The following is a 19,760-nucleotide window of genomic DNA, read 5'->3' on the forward strand; positions in this document are numbered from 1 at the left end:
TGTCCTGATGCTCAGTCAAGAAGCTCCGCCCGCTCGAGCTTGGCCCTCGCCGCCGGAAGCGAGTGTGCGAGAGCCCAGCCGTAGGCGTCTTACGTGTCTGGGCCTGTCCGAATCCCGCTACCGTCACGATGCACGGGGGAGATCGCATCTTCTGCGCGCGGCAGCGTAGCCGGTGATGTCGCCGCTCGCGGTGACGGGGCTGTCGTATTGCCCGATGAGGGCTGAGGCGGCGCTGACGGCGTCGCAGGCGGCCGCGAACGCCGGGTCGTCACCGCGCCATGCTCCCGGGTCTCCGGTGCCCAGGATCAGCTCGGCGCGGGACGGGGGCAGGCCGAGGGCCAGGAGGCGGAGGTAGTCGGCGCGCAGGGCGTGGCCGCGTTCGTCGAGGGCGTCCGGGTCGCGGCCGGCGAGCGCGACGGCGAGGCGGGTGTCGGTGCGGGCCCGGACCCAGACGGCGCGCAGGTCGACGCCCAGCTCGGCGGCCGCTTCGTCGAGGGCCTGGCCGTGCCATTCGCCCGCGTACGGGCATTCACAGGACGTGGCCGGTTGCGACCGCCAGCGCCGGCATCCCTCACCGGCGAGGAGCATCTGGTCGGATCGCGGCAGGCGTCGGCGAGTGCGAGAGTGACTTCCTCGCTTGCCGGCGCCGGCATCGCCTCGTGTACGGCCTCTCTGCGTGCAGGATGCCGGGTGGGAGATTGCTCGGCATTCGGGTGGCATATGCCGCTGGCGGGGGTGTTCGAATGGTCATGCGATGGATCACCGCGAACGATGGGGCTCGAACCGCCTCAGGAGGTGATCATGCGAAGCTTTCCCCCAGACCATGGGCCGTCTCGCGTCTCTGGGCGACTGTGCGGCCGTGGATGATCGTGGCATTCATCGTGCTGGTCCTCATGGTGACGACGGCATACCTTGGTTGGTTCGGCATCCAAGACCTGATGCACGCGCTGGACTTCCCCGGTCGCATTACCGGTGCCGTCCTGTTCGTGGCCTCGGTCGTCACCTTCGTGGGCGCCATCGCAGTTCTGGACTACGCATTCCGGGGCTGCTTCCCGCACGCCGGGCTGGTTGCGCTGATCGGCACGGTCGCCGCATTTGTGACCAACGCCATGCTCACCCTGGAGGTGTTCAGGGACGGCGATTCCACGCCGTACCAGGCTTTGTGGGGCCTGCTCACCGTGGCCTCCGCGTTGGCCGCCTTCTTGGTGTGGCGGACACGGGTCGACATCCCCGCTCCCAAGCGCGTGGCCGCGGCAGTGGTCGTCTCCTCGGTCCTCGCGGTGACCAATTTTGGCTATCAGCACCTCTACCAGCCGTACCAACACGGAGGCAGACCGCTCATCACGATGAGCGTGGGTCAGGCCATGCTGAGTCAGGACCGCAAGTGGTTCGCCGTGCCGGTCGCCATCAGACTCGAGAACCACAGCGCGATGGGCTTCTACGTGGTCGGCGCCGAATTCCACGCCATGGGCGTGCGGGTGCCGCCGGCCACGAAGGACCGCCTCCGCCTGCAGTGGCGCGCTGACGCGCAGCAACAGCGTGAATTCCGGGAGAGAAGTCCTCTGACGCGCAGGGAGGTCCACGAGCCCGGCGAAATGGTGATGGCACAGCCGTGGATGGATCCCGGAGACTGGATCGAGGCAAGCGACAGCCTTGTCACTCGGACCGTTGTACAACTTCCCGTCAAGACGCCGTACGACCATTTGGCCTTCTACGCCACCGCGAGCTTCGGCCGTAAGGACCGTCTCGGTCTGGATCACTTCGAAAGTCTCACCTACTCATGGCATGGCGGCAAGGTTCCCCAATGGGCGAAGAAGAATGACATCGACTCCGTCATCTACCGAGGCAGAGTGCACGAAAACAACGCCCTCGACGAACACACGCGGGACCCCCGCTACTTGAACGTCTATTGGCGGTTCGGCACGCATGGCGCAGACGTGACGTACACCGTCGCGCGCTTGGGAGAGGAAGACCGCCAAGTCAATCCACGGAAAGTCGTGGGCCGGTACGGCATCGTCGATGCCGGATCAGGCCCGATCGAACAAACCCTGTGGGACATCAAGAACCGGCATTGACCAACCTCCAACCACATCACCAACGCCAGCGAGCTGTTCATCCGGTCCGCCCGCGGTCACCTGCATCAGGGCATACGCGTCCGGTCCCGCCTCGGCCAGCCAGGTACTCAAGTCGTCGGGAAGAGAAGAGGAGGTGGTGACGGGCGCAGGCAGTTGGCGATCATCGGCGCCGACTACCGCGGCACCGGTAATGCGACCGGGGAAGTCCAGCGCGTTCGCGGCCAGCTCGCCAGGGGTGTACTCGTGCCGCATCCGGTCCCAGGCGTACGAGTCCCCCATTCCCAGCTGAGCCTCCCTCAGTGCCCGGCACAGTGTGTCGATGTCGAACATCTCCTCCACCAAGGAGGCCGGGCCGAGCGACACAGGTCCATGAGTTCGTCGCCGTGCGTGCGCAGTCCGCGGGCCTACAGCGTGTTGAAGGGGACCTTGTCCGTTCGGGCCCTGACGCCGGGTGGGAGCAGGTCGGCCATGGCCTCGCGGAGAACCGCCTTCGGACGTCCTGGACGGGACGTGGCTTCCGCGGGGAGGCGGCGCATCACTGAAAGAGCGTGGCTTATGAGGTCGATCATGGCGATGTGGATCACGGCTTCGGAGCGATGGGGGTGGGTTTCGTAGTCGCGGGCGAGGCGGCGGTGATGCATGAGCCAGCCGAAGGTCCGCTCGACCACCCAGCGTCGCGGGATCACCTTGAAGCCTGTGATGCCGGGTTCGCGTTGGACGACTTCCACGTAGATGCCGAGGCGGGCGCCGTGTTCGATGGCTTTGGTGCGGTAGCCGGTGTCGGCCCAGGCTTTGGTCACGCGAGGGTGGGTGGCGGCGATGTGGGACATCAGGTGCATGCCGCCGACGTTGTCGGAAACGCTCGCCGCGGTGACCCAGACGGCCAGGAGTAGGCCGAGGGTGTCCACCCCGATGTGGCGCTTGCGACCTACGATTTTCTTGCCGGCGTCGATGCCCTGGTCGGCCGCCGGCACATTGCTGGAGGTCTTCACCCTCTGCGCGTCCAGCACGCAGGCGGTTGGCTCGCCGTCGCGGCCTTCGGCCTGACGGGCCAGGCGTCACAGGAGACCGTTGAGGTGGTCGAAGACACCGGCTGGTGAAGCCCACATCAGACGCCCCTTCGGATCGGCTATGACCTGCACGTTCATGCCGTGCTTCTTGTTTTTGCCCGAGTAGAACGGGCGATCGGCGGCGATTCGGTCGATGGGCAGGAGCGTCCCGTCCAGGATCACGTACGCCTTCGTCGACGCCGCTCGTACGGCTTCGGCGAGGGTGGGGGCGAGGGCGGCGAGGAGGTTGACGGCCTCGGTGATGTATCGGTAGGCGGTGGTGGTGCCGATCCCGAATCCAGCCGCGAGCTGGGCGTAGGGCTGGCCGTTGCGCAGGTGGGCGAGGGTGAGCAGAGCCTGCCGGCCTGCGTTCAGGCGCCGCCATCGGGTTCCGCGAGCGCGGCGGTGTTCCCTCAGGCGGGCGGCGAGGAAGCGCAGGGCCGGGTTGGACACGGCGACGCCGGACGGGTAGACAAGCACGCGAAGCCTCTGGTGGAGACGGTTCTCTTGGTCGAAAACCCATCTACCAGGGGCTTCATCTGCCTGTCAGCCCAACCGCCCGCCTGGCAAGTGAGGTTGGAAAGGGCTCAGCGACGCAGACCGCTGACGTAGCTCGCTCCGAACGACCAATTGCCGCTGTCGTACTCCGGGATGAAGAGCATCCACCAGGAGCCACTGCCGGTACTGACTGAGGGCCGCAGGTGATGCGCGGTCAGCATTAGCCGGTCGCCCACGAGAACGCCTGAGCCGCCTTGCCCATCGCTGGTCGTGACGAGCCCGGTGCATCTCCACGGGTAGCTCTTGTCCGTCAACAGCGTTCGACCGTCAGACGGGAACACCCCGAGCGGCGTGAATTCGCCCTTTTTCCGATCAGAACGTGCCGCGAAGTTCAAAGGATCCCGACCGCAGTGAAGGCCGCTTCGACTGCGGTGACCTTGAAGGTCAGCTGGTCTGCGGGCAGTGCTCGGAACAGAGTCCGCGCGCTGGCCACGACCGCGCGTCGGCTGTCTGTGAACTGCGAGGTCCGCGATAGCCGCTGCGTGAGGGCCAGATAGAAAATGGCCGCCACCTCAGCTGGGCTCAGTTTGAGCGAGCCATCATCGGCCTGTGCGGTGAACAAGTGGAAGGCCGCCTTGTTGTGGATCCCGCTGTTGACGTGCACCCCGCCCCAATCACCAGCCCGGGTATTGGGCAGCACGCGGAACTGATCCATGTGTGCCGGCTGCCCGAATCGAGGCGGGTCCGACAGGTCACGGAGCGGCTTGTCCCCGGGCAGGAGGTTCTCACCCAGCAGCCAGTCCCAGGTGCGGGGATCCTCCTTCTCCGAGTTGGCGACGATCGTTCCGAAGATGTCGGAGTAGGACTCGTTAAGGGCCCCCGACTGGAATACGTACTCCAGACGTGAGGTGTGGTCCGTGACACCGTGGAACATCTCGTGCGCCACCACGTCAATATTGGCGGACAGAGAGCGTAGTTGGTCTCCACGCAGGACTTGGCCGTAGACCATCTGCATCTGCTGGCCATCCCAGAAAGCATTGACCCATTGCTTGGGGCCGGGACTGCTGTCGGCGACGACACAGTTGATGGTCGACCACATGGGACCACCTCGTCCGTCAATGTTGTCCCGTCTCAGCACATTGCGCAGAAACTCGGATACCGCGATGGCGTTGGCGTGGGCGCTGACGGCGTCTGGTGTCCAGGTGGGCGGATTGGTGATGAGGTCACCCGGCAGCCGATCACTGTCGACGGAGGGGTCACCGAAGTTGAAGCCGAAGGTTTGCACGTTGTGGATGGGGTCGTTCATCACCAGGCTTGCGCCTTGCCGTGAGGCGAGGAAGGTGCGCTTGACGTCGAAGCTGTCGGTCGCCGTTTGCTCTTCACCAGTGGTGATGCTGGGTGTGCGCGGCAGGATGGATACGACTTGCCCGTCGTGAGCGTCCACCACGTAGTCGACGAACCGGGGTGGCTCGAATGTGCTTTCCTGGCCCAACTGAGGCTCAACCGTGTGGTCCAGGGTCACCGGCACGTCTTCGAGGATGTACACGAGCCGCCAGCGAGACGCGGTAGCGTCGAAGTAGTGGTTCAGGCGAGGAACCACACCGGCCAGGACGGGTACATAACCATGCGGCGCGGTGGCGGCCGCTGCCAGGGCGTCGCCCGCCGAGATGGTGGCGACCGGGTCAACCTCCTGGGGCTCGCCGAGGGCTGAGTCGATGCCGATCAGATCGTTGGCCTTGTCGAGCTCTACGGTCACCAGTGAGCCGTAGACGGGGATGTCGTTCAGTGTCTGACGGAACTTCACCGTGCGGGTGTCGGTGAGCGGGATTGTTTCCGTGCCGATCGTCTTGAACCGGCTGGTGACTCCGTTCGCCATCGGAGCATTGAAGGACGGCATCCTCGCGCTTTCCAGGGCCTGATCGAGGTAGCGACGCGCCGCCGACTCGGGATCGAGGTCGCGCTCACTTTCAAGCCCCTCCGGCCTGACGCCGGGACGTGCAGCTTGCTCCTCCTGCAGTTGCGCGATAATGCGGGACGACGACTCGTCGAAGGCATGCAACGAGAAGCCGCTCAGGCCGTTTTCTGCGACTTGTTGGTTGGGCATGACGCTATTCCTTCCCGAGCAGGGTGCGGGGTTTGGCGAAAAACTCGTGGTGCCGCGAGCCTGGCGTCGCCCGCTCGGAGTTGGATCTAACCGCCCCAGCTGAAACTGTCTCCCTGAGCGGCAGCGGATCAGACTCCGAGTCTTGGACTCGCGGACTAGCGGAGGAACCTTGGTGCGCCACGGTCGCCGGCTGGGCGGAGTTCACCGACAGCGTCCGATGGCGCAGCCCGTTGCCGTTCTCAACGACTGCTCGGGGCTCACTCCGCCATGGGGCACGTCTTGAGGGGGTTGTACTGCGGCTGAGTCGTGTTCCGCTTAGGAGTGATCCGCAACATGACAACTCCCCGTTGTCCCGTTCAACCATCCTGCTGCGTCACAAAGAGGCCGACCTGCTCTTATTCTCCCTCGAAAGCCCACGCATCGCTAGCGGAGACCTGGGGGTGCGGGCCGGGTGTGCGCACACACGGATCTGAGTACGGACTCTGGCGGTTACCGGATTCGCTGAGGCGGGGATTCACAGAGTCACGGTCGCACCGCCGTGGAGCCATGCTCAAGACCTGTGGATCGAACTCGGGGAGCACGCGAAGGGCGTACCTTCCCGAGTGATCGACTGATGGTCATCGAGTAGGCCGGTGTTCGCAGCACCGGTCGGGAAGGCACGCGCCCGTGCTCAGCCAAGTCAACGACGACGGCACCACCGCCGACGGCTCCTCCTTGATCGACGAGATCGTCCGGGACGGCGCGCGGCGGATGCTCGCCGCCGCCTTGGAGGCCGAAGTCAACGCCTATATAGCTGAGTTGGCCGACCAGCGCGACGAGAACGGTCGGAGGCTCGTGGTCCGTAACGGCTACCACCAGCCCAGGAAGGTCACCACCGCGGCCGGGGTGATCGAGGTGAAGGCCCCGCGGGTGAACGACAAGCGCGTTGACGAGGCCACGGGCGAGCGTGAGCGGTTCTCCTCCGCGATCCTGCCGCCGTGGTGCCGCAAGTCCCCGAAGATCAGCGAGGTGCTACCGCTGCTCTACCTGCACGGCCTGTCCTCGGGCGATTTCGTCCCGGCACTGGAGCAGTTCCTCGGCAGCGCGGCCGGGCTGTCGGCGGCCACCGTCAACCGCCTCACCCAGCAGTGGCAGGTCGACCACATAGCGTTCATGGACCGCGACCTCGCAGAGGTCGACTACGTGTACGTGTGGGCCGACGGCATCCACCTCAACGTCCGCCTGGAGGAGGCCAAAGCCTGCGTCCTGGTGCTCATCGGGGTCCGCGCCGACGGCTCCAAGGACCTGGTCGCACTCAAGGACGGCTACCGCGAGTCCGCCGAGTCGTGGGCTGACCTGATGCGCGACTGCGCCCGCCGGGGCATGCGCGCTCCGATCCTGGCGGTCGGTGATGGCGCCCTGGGCTTCTGGAAAGCCCTGACCGAGGTGTTCCCCGACACCCGCGAGCAAAGGTGCTGGGTCCACAAAACGGCCAATGTCCTCGACTCCCTGCCAAAGTCCGCGCAGCCCGGCGCGAAGAAGGCCATCCAGGGCATCTACAACGCCGAGGACCGCGACCACGCCGAGGCAGCGATCAAGACGTTCGCCAAGCTCTACGGCGCGAAGTTCCCCAAGGCCGTCAAGAAGATCGTCGACGACCAGGACCAGCTTCTGGCGTTCTACAACTTCCCGGCCGAGCACTGGATCCACCTGCGCACCACAAACCCGATCGAGTCCACGTTCTCCACGGTCCGGCTGCGGACCAAGGTCACCCGCGGGGCCGGCTCCCGCACTGCCGCCCTGGTGATGGTCTTCAAGCTCGTCGAGTCCGCCCAGCAGCGGTGGCGAGCGGTGAACGCACCCCACCTCGTCGCCCTCGTCCGCGCCGGAGCACGCTTCGAAGGCGGCCGGCTGATCGAGCGGCCCACGGAGCGAGCGGCATGACGGCCATCGACCTGCGGCCGGCCACCTCCGCTGACAGCGAGTACTGCTTCCAGCTGCACCAAGCCGCCATGGGCGCTTACGTCACGGCCATCTGGGGTTGGGACGAACAGATCCAACGCGATTTCCACGCCCGCGCGTTCACCCCGGAACGATGGCAGATCATCACCGCCGACGGCGCAGACGCCGGCATGCTCCACGTCGAGCACCGACCGACGGCGATCTACCTGGCGCGGATCGAGCTCCACCCCGACTACCAGGAACGCGGCATCGGCAGCCAGCTCATCCGCAGCCTCTTGCACCAGGCCCGTCTGCAGGGCCGGGACCTCACCTTGGACGTCCTCGTCGTCAACCAACGGGCCCGGGCCCTCTACCGGCGACTGGGCCTGCACGCAGTCACTCGTCACGGCGAGAACGACATCAAGATCAGGATGACCACCAAGCCGCCTCAGCCTGGCCTGATCCACAGATCTTGACAATGACTCACCGCCGTGCTCACCGGCATCGTCCCGGCGGCCTATCAGACGGCCTACTGTGGCGTAGCTGACTCGTGTGCTTATTGATCTTGGTGGTGGCGTGCTGTTGCTCAGTTGTACTGGGTGGTGCGTTCGTTCCGCTGCGGGGGCTTGCTGTGGGCCGTGAGGGCGGGCGGTGGTTGCCGGGTGGGTTGAGCTGGGCTATTTGTGCTGCGCAGCGGGTTGGGTGTGGGGCCGGTTTTTGCGGGGTGTGGTTGGCGCGCCTGTAGGTACGGTGCGCACGGGAGTTGTCGGGTGACGTTGGGGTCAGGGCCGCGTCGGAGCTTTGAGTTTCAGTGGGTGTGCAGGCGTTGCCAGAGCAGGTCGTGGTCGGCGGGTGCGAGGCGGGGCAGTTGGAGGCGGCTGGCCAGGTGGTGGAGGAAGGCGGTCTGCTGGGTGCGGTTGAGGGGGTGCGGGGGCAGGCGGTCGAGGGCTGCGGCGAGGGTGAGGGTTTCGGAACGCGGCGGAGACGAAGATGGCTCCCCGGTCGATGACGAGCCCGCGCGGGCCTGGTACACCGCGTCCCGGCACCGCACTCACCACCGGCTCGCCGCGCACACCGCCCTCACGCACAAAAGTGCCAGAGGTACTCGACGAACCGCCTGCCACCGGCCGGGGATCACCTGACCCGTGGCATCACCGGCCCCTTTGCCTCTTTCCCCGGCCCCCGAGGCGCGGGCCCGTACACCGTGTCCCGACACCGCCCCGTCGCGCCGGACACACCGTGTCCCGTCCCGCCCTGCCGCGCCCCCGCGCCCACCCGCGTGCCGCCGCCGTCCCCGGCCCCGTCAGGGTCCGGACGCCGCCGGACCCCCGCCCCCCTTGCTACGGGACGCCTGGCCGGCACGTTGTCCATCCCGCGACCGACTACCGCCGGAGGGGAGACCGTCAGTTGGTGGCGAGAAGGTGCTCCAGCCAGTTGCGGCGTGCCGCGACAGCGGCCTTGCTGATCCGCGCCTCGGGGGCTTTCCGGTCGAAACCGTGGATTCCGCCGGGCCACACGTGCAGCTCGGCTTCGCCGCCGGCCTGCCAGATCCGGTCGGCGTAGGCGAGGATCTCATTGCGCAGGCACTCGGCGGAGCCGACGTCGAGGAATGTGGGCGGCAGGCCGGCCAGGTCGGTGGCGCGGGCGGGCGCAGCGTACTGCGGCACGTCAGCTTCGCCCTGGGCGTCGCCGAGCAGCGAGCTCCAGGCGAACCCGTTGCGGCTGCGGTCGAAGAGTTCGACGTCGTCCATCTGCAGGGCCGAGGCGCTGTCGTTGCGGTCGTCGAGCAGCGGGGCAATCAGCAGCTGGCCGAGCAGGCGGGGACCGCCCTTGTCGCGCACGGTCAAAGCGAGCGCGGCGCTGAGGGCGCCGCCGGCGCTGAAGCCCGTGACGACGATGCGTTCCGAGTCGATGCCGAGCTCGTCCGCGTGGTCGGCGACCCACAGCAGACCGGCGTAAGCGTCGTTGATCTGGGCGGGGTAGGGGTGCTCGGGCGCGAGCCGGTAGCCGACCGAGATCAGCGTGGCCCCGAACCGCTCGGCCGTCTCGAGTATCTGGTCGAGCCCGGTGCGGTGATCGCTACAGTAGAAGCCGCCGCCGTGTATGAAGTAGAGCGCCGGCCGCGATGCGGGCGCGCCGGAGGGTGTGCACACCAGCAGCGGGATCTCGGGGGCGCCGTCCAGGCCGGGCACCGAAGGCTGGAAGACGGTGAAGCGCCCGCCATGGCTGAGGTCCTCGAGCGCCGCCACTGCGGCGTCGACCTCCGCGCGGATCACCGACAGCTTCTCGAGGCTCATCGGCGCCAAGTCCGGTTCCTCCGCCAGGTAGGCGTCATAAGCGACCTGGAGTTCGGCATCGAGAGGAACGGGAACGGCGGGCACGGTCTTTCCAGGTTCAAGATCCATACGTACACGCTAGCGCCCCTGTTCCTTTCGCATCATCCGGATTTCAACACCTTGCCGATCGCGCAGCAGGGCCGGGCGGATCAGCGGCGCGGGTCAGGCGTGGGCCTGCTCGATCTCGACCAGTCTCACCGAGTAAGTCCGGATCTTGATACCGGAACGCAGAAGTGCACCCTGAGCTGCGATGATCCGACTTGTCGAGGATCAAAGCGCCGCAGCCGGGAGCAGTTTCACGTGAGCTCTGCAACGTCTCGTTCGAGGCTGTCCGTAACGTCCGACGGGCGAGGTGTCGTTTCGCATGCCGGGGCCCGGCTGCTGGCCGATCTGGCGGAGGTGACCGCGCTGACCAGTGCCTTCGGTGACGCGCTCGCCGGAGGACGACAGCGCACCGGCGGCCACGATCCGGGCCAGGTGATCACGGACATGGCGGTGATGCTCGCCGATGGTGGCGCGACCATCTCGGATCTCGCCGCGCTGCGGGACCAGGCCGAGCTGTTCGGGCCGGTGGCCTCCCCGGCCACGGCATGGCGGGTGCTGAACCGAATCGACGAGGCGGCCCTGGGCCGGATGCGGGCGGCCAGAGCTGCGGCCCGCGAGATCGCCTGGGCGCAGCATGCCGACACCCGTGAGAAGTTCCCGCAGGCCAAAGCCGCTGGGCGGGTGATACCAGGGCTGGTGGTGGACATCGACGCCACTATCGTGATCTGTCACTCGGAGAAGGAGCAGGCGACACCGACTTGGAAGAAGACCTTCGGCTATCACCCGATCCTGGCCTTCCTGGACAACACCGGCGAGGGGTTGGCCGGGATCCTGCGCCCCGGGCGGGCTGGGTCCAACACCGCAGCCGACCACATGACCGTCCTGGACCACGCGCTTGCCCAGATCCCCGACGACCGGCGGTGTGGGGTCCCGATCCTGGTCCGCACCGACCCCGCCGGCTGCACCAAAGCGTTCCTGGCACACATCAGGGCACTGCGCGCCGACGGGGTGGACGCCCGGTTCTCCGTCGGCGCCCCCATCGACGCCGAGGTCCGTGACGCCATCAACGCACTGCCGGCCTCCGCGTGGGCGGCCGCGATTGACGCCGACGACGAACCCCGTGACGGCGCGCAGGTCGCCGAGCTGACCGGTCTGCTCGACGCCGCCGGGTTTCCCGAAGGCACCCGGTTCATCGTGCGGCGAGAACGCCCGCACCCCGGCGCTGCCCTGGATCTGTTCGACACCGTCGAAGGCTTCCGACACCAGCTCATCGCCACCGACAGCCCTCCCGTCACCGGACCTCTGGCCTTCATCGACGCCCGCCACCGCGCCACGCCCGCGTCGCGGACCGCACCCGGTGCGGCAAGGACACCGGGTTCGGCCGCTTCCCGTCGCGCCAGGCGAACATTAACGCCGCCTGGCTGGAACTCGCCCTGGCCGGCATCGACCTCATCGCCTGGACCCAGATCCTGCTCCTTGACGGCGAACTGGCCAAGGCCGAGCCCAAGCGACTGCGCTACCGACTGTTGCACACCGCCGCTCGCATCACCCGCGGCGGCAGACGGACCTGGCTGGGGATCGCCGAACACTGGCCCTGGGCCCGGGACCTCGTCACCGCCTTCGCCCGCCTGGCCGCGCTGCCCCATCCGGCCATCTGCTGACCAGCCGCTTCGCGATGCCGCCCGACCACGACCCCGAGGACTCCTGGAGCACCCGGCCACCGCGCCGGGCCTGCCGCATGCCCGCATACACCGTCACGACCCAGCCCACTCAGAACCCAGACTCAACCGCAATGCTCAGAGGCTTGATGAAAGACCGAGGTTAGCGCTGTGCCAGCCCCTGAGCGGCACGACACCCTCGCGGCCTCTCACGCTGCACCCCAAACCCAACAGCCGTCCGAGGCCATGTACAGTCCCTCGATGACGTCGCCTGTGGTCGGGTCGATGGCGCAGCCGTCGGCGCGGACGTACTGCCGCTGGGCTACGGCCGGGTGGGGGAGGGGAGCCTGATGGGCGGCCCGGCGGCGCTCGGCGAGGCGTACTTGCTCGTGATGCCAGTGAACCCGCTGGGCCTCGTGGTGTCGGCGTCGCCGTTCTCCCGCGCCGGCGGTGCCTAGCCTCTCTGCGGTGTCGGGCCATCCGGTGACAGGGGTGTCGCAGTCCGGGGTCTGCGTCCCGATTCCTTGCAGGGCAGTGAGGGAGAGGTGGTAGAGCTCCCCGTCGTGGCGGATGAGGCCGAGGGTCTTGAGTTTCCCGAGCTGTCGGTAGGCGGTGGGGCGGGAGACGGAGGCGCTCTGCTGAAGTTCGGTCAGGCTCTGACCGTCGCGCTCCGCCAGGGCGGCCAGGACCGTGAGTCCGCTGCCTCCTAGGCCGTGGTGGGCGAAGGCGTCGAGGTGCATCAGCTGTCCGGCTATCCGGGTGTCGATGTCGGCGCCGGTGTCAGGCTGTCTCACGTCTGGGCCACTCATGGCCCCCCCAGCCTTCGGCCCTTTGGGGGTGCACCAGTGGTGAGACGTCGTGGAAGGCAGGCGGGAAATGAGCATCCAGCGGGCGCCTTCGGTGGGGGAGCCGTTGTCGAGTTGGCGCAGCAATTTGGCGGCAAGGAGGCGCTGGTTGGAGTTGTGGGCGGTGGTCCGGCTGCTTCCCATCCTCTCGGCGAGGTCGCGTTCGGAAACGGTGTGGTCCCAGCTTCCGGCCTGGGAACAGATGTCCATGCGGGCGATGAGGTTCCGCAGGTCGGTCTTGCCGGCGATGCCATTCCAGGGGGTGCACTCGATGCGGGAGCGGAACGCGGCCAGGGCGGCGTGGAAGCCCTGACGGGTGGTGATGGGGTCGGTTGACCGGACATAGTGTTGTGCGCCGTCCCAGGCCCGTTGGAGCCAGGCTGCGGCTTTGTCGTAGCCGCGGCGGTGCTGCAGGGTGCGGGCGTGCTGTCCGGCCTTGTAGGGGCCGGCGAGCATGACGTGGACGAAGGAGGAGCGGTCCCAACCCGCGCGGACTGCGTCGGCGGCGACTGCTCGGGTCGTCGCCCAGGCGTGGTCGGATGCGGCCGTGTTCTTTCCGCCGCGTTGGAGATTGCCTGTCGCGTACGCGGCGTCCTGGTCGCCGAGGAGAAGGAGTTTGTTCATGCGCGAGGACAGGGGCGGCAGCGCGGCAAGGAGCCCCGTTCTCTGCGGTGCCTTGGAGCGACCGCTGAGGTCTGGGGCAGGCTGCGCAAGCCGGGGCGCTAGGTGCGCAGCCTGCGGCGTGTGAGCAGCGGGGGAGCGGGCGAGGGAGTGGTGGGGCGGGGGGACCAGCCGTTCTCCGCTCGCTGGGTGGGCGACTATCGCACTGACCCTAGTCACAGTGCCTCCGCAGAGATCCGCGAAAGGACGGTGGAGAGCACCCGCGGAGGCGTCGGCGGCGACCCTGCTTGGGCCTGGGCGCGCTCCTGTGAAGGGTCGAAAAGGAGGTTCGAGTGGAGGGCGGAACGGGATAATTGGGGCAGGGGTAGGTGGCAAGTGGCAGCCGTCTGCTGCATCATGAACGCGATCCGTTCCGGGTGTTGTGGAACGTCGAGGCCCCCTGGCAGGGGCGCGAGCTCCGGAGTGGGAGTGATTTCGCCCGGCTCCTTCGGTGAGGAGAAGCCGGGACTCGCTCGACTGGCAGGTCGGGCGATGGCGAAGGGCCAGCGGTTGATGGGGTGGTGGCACACCGCATCGAGTGCGAGGCCGGGCCCCGTGCGCATTGACAGATAGCACCGGGGCCGCGGGGAGCTAGGTCACCTGATGCTCCCTGCGCAGTTCTCTGCTGTTCCTGACCGGCACGTTGTCCTCCTTGGCTGGGTGTGGCCTGTGCCGAGGCCAGCATGGGTATGCGCCCGGCAGCGGTGATCGCCGTGCGGGCGTTGGAGAAGCCGCTGCCTGGCTGGCGGGCAGGCGACCCGGGGGCTGGTCACGCTGCTTGGGCGGCCGCGAAGCGCGGGTGGGCGATGACCACGCTGGTCTTGATGGCCGCCTGCACGGCGTTGCGCATCAGGCGTCCGTAGGCGACCAGGGGGTCGCCTTGCGTGTTGTCGGGGGTCAGGATGCTGGCGGCGGCGACCACGCGCGGTTCGGCCCCGGGAGTAGCCGGGGCGCCAGGCAGGCGGCGGAGCGGGACGGAGATCAGGATCCAGCCGGGCAGTGGAGACTCGGTGAGCGCGACCTGGGTGGACCGGATCCGACGCAGGTCCTCGCGTAGCGGGGTGTCCTGGCCGGCGAGGTTGGCGGGCATAACCAGGCCTGGGGCGTCGGAGTCGAGCGGGGCCCGGCGGAGTCGGTCAACGGCTCCCGAAGTGAAGGCGAGTTCACGGCGAAGGCTCTCATCGCGGACCCCGGCCGCGGCAATGCACAGGCGCTCTCCGTGACAGGGGAGTAGGTGTGCAGCAACGCGGCTTTCTGCGTGCGGTTGTGGAGGCCTTCGAGGAGGAGGGCTGCGTCCAGCAGGGGAGTGGTGCTCGGATGCACGAGTCCCGGGGTGTCGGTCGGGGGCGTCCGTGAGGGGGCGGATTTCCCAGTACCTGTAGCGCGGCCGCCAGCACACCTTGGCCTTGAAGCGCTGCAGGAGTCGTCGGCGGACTTCTTCTTCGCCCATGGTCGTGCGGGCGGCGATGTCCCGGGACTTGTGTAGACCCGGGCCGAGCTGCAGCAGCGCGTGGAGTACTGCGTTCGTTCGGTCGCGCTCGACGCGCTGACGCGAACTGCGTGTGCGGGTGTTCACGGTCCCTCCCCGTTGCGCCAGATCAGCACGTCAGCCGGGGCAGTTGGTGCTGCTGTTCTGTCCACACGACCTCTATCTGGGGACAAGCGGGGTTGACCAGGAACACTCCCTTCCAGAAGACCCTCTTCCTGTGACGGGCGGTGAGCGGCCAACGTGACTTAGCGTCGAAAGATGCAGGTTTGCGCGCCACCAAAATGATCACAGCGTGTTAGATGTGTGCAAAGCATCACAAGTCGAGCCCCTCAGCTCGCCATCCGCATAGCGCCGCTTCCCAACTCGCAGCGGGCGCTCAAGCGTGCGGCGCAGGCCAGGCCAGCTGCGGCGTACTCCCGACGGTTGCGCTCCATCTGCGGGCGCAGCCCCATGACCACGAGCGAGCCGTACACCGTCGAGCCCCGCCACAGCGGGACGCCGAGCATCTTCCAGTCCGGTAGCGGCGACTGGGTGAGCACGTAGCCTTCGGAGCGTATCTCGCGCATGAGGTGGCTCTGGGGAGCGCCGTCGAGGTGCGAGAGGATCGCCAGCCCGGCGGCATCCGCGGTGAGCGGCGCGTATCGCAGGGCCACCTTGGTGTCCAAATCGGCGTGCTGGAACGCCGCCTGAAAGTCGCTGCGGCGACCGTAGGTGTGGTCGAGCATCAGCCGGCCCGGTGTGTCGTCGATCATTACCGCGCTGAACGCCATGGCTACCTGGGCGGTCTGCCGCTGCAGCACAGTGGTCTCGCGGTCAAGGGCACTGTCGTGAGGCAGATTGAGGTGGACGCTCGCATCCGGGCGGTGATTGGCCACGTCGGTGGCAATGCCGTAGCGGCCCGGCGCCCGATAGATCAAGTGCTTGGCCTCCACCCCGGCACGCAGGATGCGGTGGACCGTCGACTTGGTGACGCCGGACTCGTCGATGATGCGCCGCAGCGGGTGCAGCCCGGGGCCCATGCTGTTCAGGGTCTGCAGAACGAGATAGACCCGGGCGTGGGCGGTCATACCGTCGTCCACCGTGCCGGCGGCCTCGACAAGATCGTTGTCGATCATCGACTGTCCCTCCTGGTAGGGGTTGCGGGACTTGATCTCACCTCACGGGTCCCGCCGGACACATCTCTACTGGGTGGACCGGCTCTTGTGGAGGAACCACCGCTTCCAGGAAGAGGGTCTTCCAGCGCCCTCCCGAACACACCGCTGGCCCTCGGATCTGACCGCAACCAAGCACCAAAGTCGCAGGTCACATCCCGTTTCGCCGACGTGCGCCACCTTGGGCGGCAGGGTGAGGACTCGGGACGGCGGTTGATGGCTGCGGGTGTTACCCCGTGGACCCTCGCTCCGCAGACACCCCGTGTGACCTGCAGTAATGCCATCCTTTCCCACCGCGTGGACCGCGTCCCGCCAGCAGCGATTGGGAATTTAGTTCACGTCCCGCTACGTGACACAACCGGACTCATACCGCCCGCATCCGGGGAATGGGAGCGAGGAGCCATTGCCGCACTCCAAAGGCCCGGAGAGAGTGATCAAACCCCTGGCGCCGCCGGCGAGCGCACCACTTCCTACATTCTGGAGCACTGCCCGTGACCACCCACGCGTCTCACCGGGAAGAGGGCCCCAATGGGACCCTCGTCGTCCTGGGCAGCGGCTCGCAGGCGCAGTGGGAGCACGCCATGCAACGCCTCGCGGCCATCGGGCCGATGCTTCTCATCAACGCGGAGCCGCCCAACTGGCAGCGCCCACATCTAACCGACGCCCGAACCGCCGATCTCCTCAACCCTCCCCAGGTCATGGAGGCGGTAGCGGACTTCGCCCTCACCCCACCCGTCGCCGGCGTGCTGACCTTTCACCCCGCTCACACCCGCACGGCCGCTCAGCTCCGCCGGGAACTCGCACTGCCAGGACCGTCCGTGACGACCATCGAAGCGATGACACTGCGGCACCGCACGGCCCAACTCCTCACCGATGCCGGTGTGGACAACAGCGGAGCCCTCCACGCGGACTCCTACGACGAGGTCCTGGAAGCCGCGCATCAATTCGGCTTTCCGCTGGTGTGCAAGCCGGCCTCGCCCCGCACGCGGTACGCCGCGCGCCAGGTGAGCGGGGTACCCGAGCTCCCGGAAGCGTTCGCAGCGGCCAGCGCCGCCACCTGGCCGGGCACCGGCACGGTGATAGAGCCGCTTCTCGACGGGATCGAGGCCACCGCCTACACGGTCGATTCACCAACCGGCCCTATGGTCGCCGCGATTTCCCACGTCACCTTCGACCTGCAGGCTGAGCCCGCACTGCTCCCTGGGGAGGTGGTGGTCGACGCGGACGATGTCTGCGCGTTCGCCGTAGAGGACACGGCGAGCCGGGCGCTGGCTGCTCTGGGCCACCGCTCAGGCACGGCGCAAGTCCGGATGCGGTTCACTTCGACTGGGCCACGGGTCATCAGTGTCGCGGCCCACCTGACGGGCCCCCTGCTGGGCATGCTGATCGAGCAGGTGACCGGGATCGACCTCATCTCCCGGGCCGGCCACCACGCCTGCGGACGGACCTTCTTCACTGAAAAGACCCGCGTTGGTCGGTCCCTCCAAGCCGTAAGCGGTCAATCGCCGGCCCCTTCGGGGCGGCTTCGAAAGCGCACACCGTAGTGCAGACCCCTGCTGTCCTGTTCAAGGCCGACGCCGAGCGCATGCGTGAGGGCGCGAAGCCATGGACGTTCGTCGCCACCGGAGGTCTGATTCACGAGGACCTTCTGGTGCGCACGGACGCCATCTCGTGTTCGTCGACGAGCTGCGCGAGCAGATGACCACCGAGCTGACCCTGCTCAACGACCTTGATACCCAAGCTGCCCTGGCTGGACATCGCCGAGCGGAAGTCCGGGCGATCCGGCTCACGGCGGCCGAGGCCCAGCCCGAGCCGCGCAACCTGCGCAGGGTCAAGGCCGAGGTGCAGAGGCGTTGGGGCATCGTGCCGCTCGTCGACATGCTCAAGGAAGCCGTGCTGCGCACCGGCTGCCTGGACGCGGTCACCTCCGTCTCCGGCGGCGGCAGCCTCTCGCCGGAGGTGCTGGCCGAACTCCTGCTGCTGGTTATCTACGCGTACGGCACGAACACCGGGATCAAGGCCGTGGCGTCCGGCGGCCACGGCCACACCGAGGACGAACTGCGCTACGTACGCCGCCGGTACCTGTCGGCGGAGTCGGCCCATGCCATCGCCGTACAGATCGCGAACGCCACCTTCGCCGCCCGCAGCGCCGAGCTGTGGGGACAGGGATCGACTGCGGTCGCCTCCGATTCCACGCACGTGCGCGCCTACGACCAGAACCTGTTCACCGAGTGGCACTCGCGCTACGGGGGCCGCGGGGTGCTCATGTACTGGCACGTGGAGAAGAAGTCCCTGGCCATCCACACTGCACCGCCTCCGAGGTCGCCGCGATCATCGAGGGCGCGATGCGGCACGGCACCACCATGGACGTCGAAGCCAACTACACGTACTCGCACGGCCAGTCGGAAATCGGGTTTGGCGTTACGAGGCTGCTGAACTTCGACCTGCTGCCCAGGATCAAGCGGATCAACAAGGTGAAGCTGTACCGGCCGGTCGCCGGCGAACCGGACGCCTACCCGCAGCTGACCCCGGCACTGACCCGTCCGATCCGCTGGGAACTCATCACCTAGCAGTACGACAAGATGATCAAGTACGCGACGGCGATCCGGACCCGTACCGCGTCCACCGAGGCGATCCTGCGCCGCTTCACCCGCAACGCCTCCCACCCCACCTACGCGGCGATGCTGGAGGTCGGCCGCGCCCAGAAGACCATCTTCGTGGCCCGCTACCTGCGGCTTCGGGACCTCCAGCGGGAGATCGAGGAGGGCCTGAACGTGATGGAGTCCTCCAACGGCGCCAACTCCGTGATCGCCTACGGCAAGGGCGGCGAAATCGCGTCCAACCGGCGCGACGAGCAGGAGATGTTCGTGCTCTGCCTGCGGATCTTGCAATCGGCCCTGGTCTACGTGAACACCTTGATGCTTCAGGACATCCTCGGTGAGCCGGAGTGGGCGGACCTGCTCACGCCCGCAGACCGGCGCGGCCTGACCCCGCTCTTCTGGTCACACGTGCGGCCGTACGGGGAGGTAAATATCGACATGGGCGCCCGTCTGAACCTGGCTGCGGCCACCGTGCCGGGCCCCCGCTCGCCGGCGGACACAGGCGACCAGCAGCCAGCCGGGCGCCCATAGATGGGCGTATTCGGCCGAGTTGGCGGTCAAGCCTGGAGCGGGTTCTACGATGAGCCGGTGACAGAAACGCTGCCTCCCGTGGGCATTGACCTCTTCGACGCCGAACGGCTCCTGCTGACCGAAGCCGCGGAACCACCACTGCCGCCCCATGACGCCGAGGCCCGGGACCGGGTGTGGGACATGGCGGTCCGGGCCAACCCCGCCCTCTTCGACGGGCCCGTGGTGGCGTGCGGGGGACTGGAGCGGACCGACCCGCGCATCCTGCGCCTGTCCTGGGTGCGGGTGACCTACCGGCACTACGCCTTGCGTCGCGTTCCCGGCGCCGCGGCACTGCCCTCGTTGTTCGTGAACGTCGTTCAGCCGACCGACGACGGCCGTGTGCTGGCAGCGAGGATGTCGCCCTCCACGGTCGCCCCGGGCCGCTGGCAGCTGCCGGGTGGATCTGTGGAACCGCCACAGGACGGGGCGGTGCTGGACGAATCGGCACTGGCCGGCCAAGCCGCGCGCGAGCTCGCCGAAGAGTTGGGGATCAGCGCGGCGGCCGAGGTTCTGAAGCTGTGGGTCGTCACCCGGGGCGAGAACGGCAGTGTCGGCCTGACCTACCTTGCCCCGGCTCTTCCCGAAGCGGTACTGCGCGCGGACTTCACCGCCGCTGCGGCGGCCGAGCGCGTCCAGGGCCGTGAACCCGAACTCGACGACATCGCCCTGGTGCGCGCACCGGACGAACTCGCCGGTCTGGCCGGTCCGCACGCGGACTACCTCAAGCCGATCGTCAGCCGCTTCTCCGGGTGCCGCTGAG

At 67.6% G+C, this 19,760-nt stretch carries 13 protein-coding genes and 4 pseudogenes; 7 read left to right on the top strand and 10 right to left on the bottom strand.

What is annotated here, in order from left to right:
- Window positions 1–123: 123 nt before the first annotated feature.
- Window positions 124–588 carry a hypothetical protein gene (locus tag ACFVVO_RS32540; RefSeq protein WP_390059769.1) on the bottom strand — a complete coding sequence of 155 codons (465 nt, stop codon included), beginning with the start codon at window positions 586–588 and terminating at the stop codon, window positions 124–126.
- 275 nt (window positions 589–863) lie between these two features.
- Here ACFVVO_RS32540 and ACFVVO_RS32545 point away from each other — a divergent pair, with 275 nt between their 5' ends.
- A complete protein-coding gene (locus ACFVVO_RS32545; RefSeq protein WP_390059770.1) occupies window positions 864–2,075 on the top strand; it encodes a hypothetical protein in 1,212 nt (403 codons plus the stop codon).
- On the opposite strand, the gene ACFVVO_RS32550 is transcribed toward ACFVVO_RS32545, so the two are convergent.
- The 4 genes and pseudogenes from ACFVVO_RS32550 to ACFVVO_RS32565 all read right to left on the bottom strand — a co-directional run bounded on the left by ACFVVO_RS32550 (window position 2,028) and on the right by ACFVVO_RS32565 (window position 5,726).
- Window positions 2,028–2,405, bottom strand: coding sequence for a hypothetical protein (locus ACFVVO_RS32550; RefSeq protein WP_390059772.1), 378 nt, complete (start codon window positions 2,403–2,405; stop codon window positions 2,028–2,030). The genes ACFVVO_RS32545 and ACFVVO_RS32550 overlap by 48 nt on opposite strands.
- Before the next feature lie 74 nt (window positions 2,406–2,479).
- Window positions 2,480–3,163: pseudogene (locus ACFVVO_RS32555) on the bottom strand (transposase); the annotation flags it as partial.
- Window positions 3,164–3,166: 3 nt separating this feature from the next.
- Window positions 3,167–3,604: pseudogene (locus tag ACFVVO_RS32560) on the bottom strand (transposase family protein); the annotation flags it as partial.
- A gap of 409 nt (window positions 3,605–4,013) precedes the next feature.
- A complete protein-coding gene (locus ACFVVO_RS32565; RefSeq protein WP_390059774.1) occupies window positions 4,014–5,726 on the bottom strand; it encodes a M4 family metallopeptidase in 1,713 nt (570 codons plus the stop codon).
- A 666-nt stretch (window positions 5,727–6,392) separates the two neighbouring features.
- Between ACFVVO_RS32565 and ACFVVO_RS32570 the strand changes: the two genes are divergently transcribed.
- On the top strand, window positions 6,393–7,649 hold the full coding sequence (locus ACFVVO_RS32570; RefSeq protein ID WP_390059776.1) for an IS256 family transposase: 1,257 nt from the start codon (window positions 6,393–6,395) through the stop codon (window positions 7,647–7,649).
- Window positions 7,646–8,122, top strand: coding sequence for a GNAT family N-acetyltransferase (locus ACFVVO_RS32575; RefSeq protein WP_390059778.1), 477 nt, complete (start codon window positions 7,646–7,648; stop codon window positions 8,120–8,122). Before ACFVVO_RS32570 ends, ACFVVO_RS32575 begins: the two co-directional genes overlap by 4 nt.
- Before the next feature lie 332 nt (window positions 8,123–8,454).
- On the opposite strand, the gene ACFVVO_RS32580 is transcribed toward ACFVVO_RS32575, so the two are convergent.
- On the bottom strand, window positions 8,455–8,679 hold the full coding sequence (locus ACFVVO_RS32580; RefSeq protein ID WP_390059780.1) for a hypothetical protein: 225 nt from the start codon (window positions 8,677–8,679) through the stop codon (window positions 8,455–8,457).
- A 370-nt stretch (window positions 8,680–9,049) separates the two neighbouring features.
- Window positions 9,050–10,027 (bottom strand): alpha/beta hydrolase, encoded by a 978-nt coding sequence (locus ACFVVO_RS32585; RefSeq protein WP_390059781.1) that lies wholly within the window; start codon window positions 10,025–10,027, stop codon window positions 9,050–9,052.
- A gap of 255 nt (window positions 10,028–10,282) precedes the next feature.
- On the opposite strand from ACFVVO_RS32585, the pseudogene ACFVVO_RS32590 reads away from it, so the two are divergent.
- A pseudogene (locus tag ACFVVO_RS32590) lies at window positions 10,283–11,688 on the top strand (IS1380 family transposase).
- Window positions 11,689–11,894: 206 nt separating this feature from the next.
- Here ACFVVO_RS32590 and ACFVVO_RS32595 read toward each other — a convergent pair.
- From ACFVVO_RS32595 to ACFVVO_RS32605, 3 genes are all read right to left on the bottom strand, one after another.
- Entirely contained in the window at window positions 11,895–13,154 is a 1,260-nt protein-coding gene (locus ACFVVO_RS32595) for a helix-turn-helix domain-containing protein (RefSeq protein ID WP_390059783.1), read from the bottom strand.
- Between the two features lie 805 nt (window positions 13,155–13,959).
- Entirely contained in the window at window positions 13,960–14,280 is a 321-nt protein-coding gene (locus ACFVVO_RS32600; protein WP_390059784.1) for a hypothetical protein, read from the bottom strand.
- Between the two features lie 728 nt (window positions 14,281–15,008).
- Window positions 15,009–15,794, bottom strand: a complete 786-nt coding sequence (locus tag ACFVVO_RS32605) for a helix-turn-helix domain-containing protein (protein ID WP_390059786.1) — start codon at window positions 15,792–15,794, stop codon at window positions 15,009–15,011.
- 527 nt (window positions 15,795–16,321) lie between these two features.
- Here ACFVVO_RS32605 and ACFVVO_RS32610 point away from each other — a divergent pair.
- From ACFVVO_RS32610 to ACFVVO_RS32620, 3 genes and pseudogenes are all read left to right on the top strand, one after another.
- Window positions 16,322–17,374: an acetyl-CoA carboxylase biotin carboxylase subunit family protein gene (locus ACFVVO_RS32610; RefSeq protein ID WP_390059788.1), complete on the top strand. Its 1,053-nt coding sequence runs from the start codon at window positions 16,322–16,324 to the stop codon at window positions 17,372–17,374.
- A gap of 334 nt (window positions 17,375–17,708) precedes the next feature.
- Window positions 17,709–18,961: pseudogene (locus ACFVVO_RS32615) on the top strand (transposase).
- Between the two features lie 78 nt (window positions 18,962–19,039).
- Window positions 19,040–19,759 carry an NUDIX hydrolase gene (locus tag ACFVVO_RS32620; RefSeq protein WP_390059790.1) on the top strand — a complete coding sequence of 240 codons (720 nt, stop codon included), beginning with the start codon at window positions 19,040–19,042 and terminating at the stop codon, window positions 19,757–19,759.
- Window position 19,760: the final 1 nt, after the last annotated feature.

Origin of the sequence: Streptomyces sp. NPDC058145, from assembly GCF_042884245.1 — a bacterium.
GTDB lineage: Bacteria > Actinomycetota > Actinomycetes > Streptomycetales > Streptomycetaceae > Streptomyces.

Bases quoted from the DNA above. Each gene is read 5' to 3' on its own strand.
- ACFVVO_RS32550 (WP_390059772.1), bottom strand. From the start codon at position 2,405: ATGTTCGACATCGACACACTGTGCCGGGCACTGAGGGAGGCTCAGCTG.
- ACFVVO_RS32595 (WP_390059783.1), bottom strand. From the start codon at position 13,154: ATGAACAAACTCCTTCTCCTCGGCGACCAGGACGCCGCGTACGCGACA.
- ACFVVO_RS32540 (WP_390059769.1), bottom strand. From the start codon at position 588: ATGCTCCTCGCCGGTGAGGGATGCCGGCGCTGGCGGTCGCAACCGGCC.
- ACFVVO_RS32575 (WP_390059778.1), top strand. From the start codon at position 7,646: ATGACGGCCATCGACCTGCGGCCGGCCACCTCCGCTGACAGCGAGTAC.
- ACFVVO_RS32600 (WP_390059784.1), bottom strand. From the start codon at position 14,280: ATGCCCGCCAACCTCGCCGGCCAGGACACCCCGCTACGCGAGGACCTG.
- ACFVVO_RS32605 (WP_390059786.1), bottom strand. From the start codon at position 15,794: ATGATCGACAACGATCTTGTCGAGGCCGCCGGCACGGTGGACGACGGT.
- ACFVVO_RS32565 (WP_390059774.1), bottom strand. From the start codon at position 5,726: ATGCCCAACCAACAAGTCGCAGAAAACGGCCTGAGCGGCTTCTCGTTG.
- ACFVVO_RS32545 (WP_390059770.1), top strand. From the start codon at position 864: ATGATCGTGGCATTCATCGTGCTGGTCCTCATGGTGACGACGGCATAC.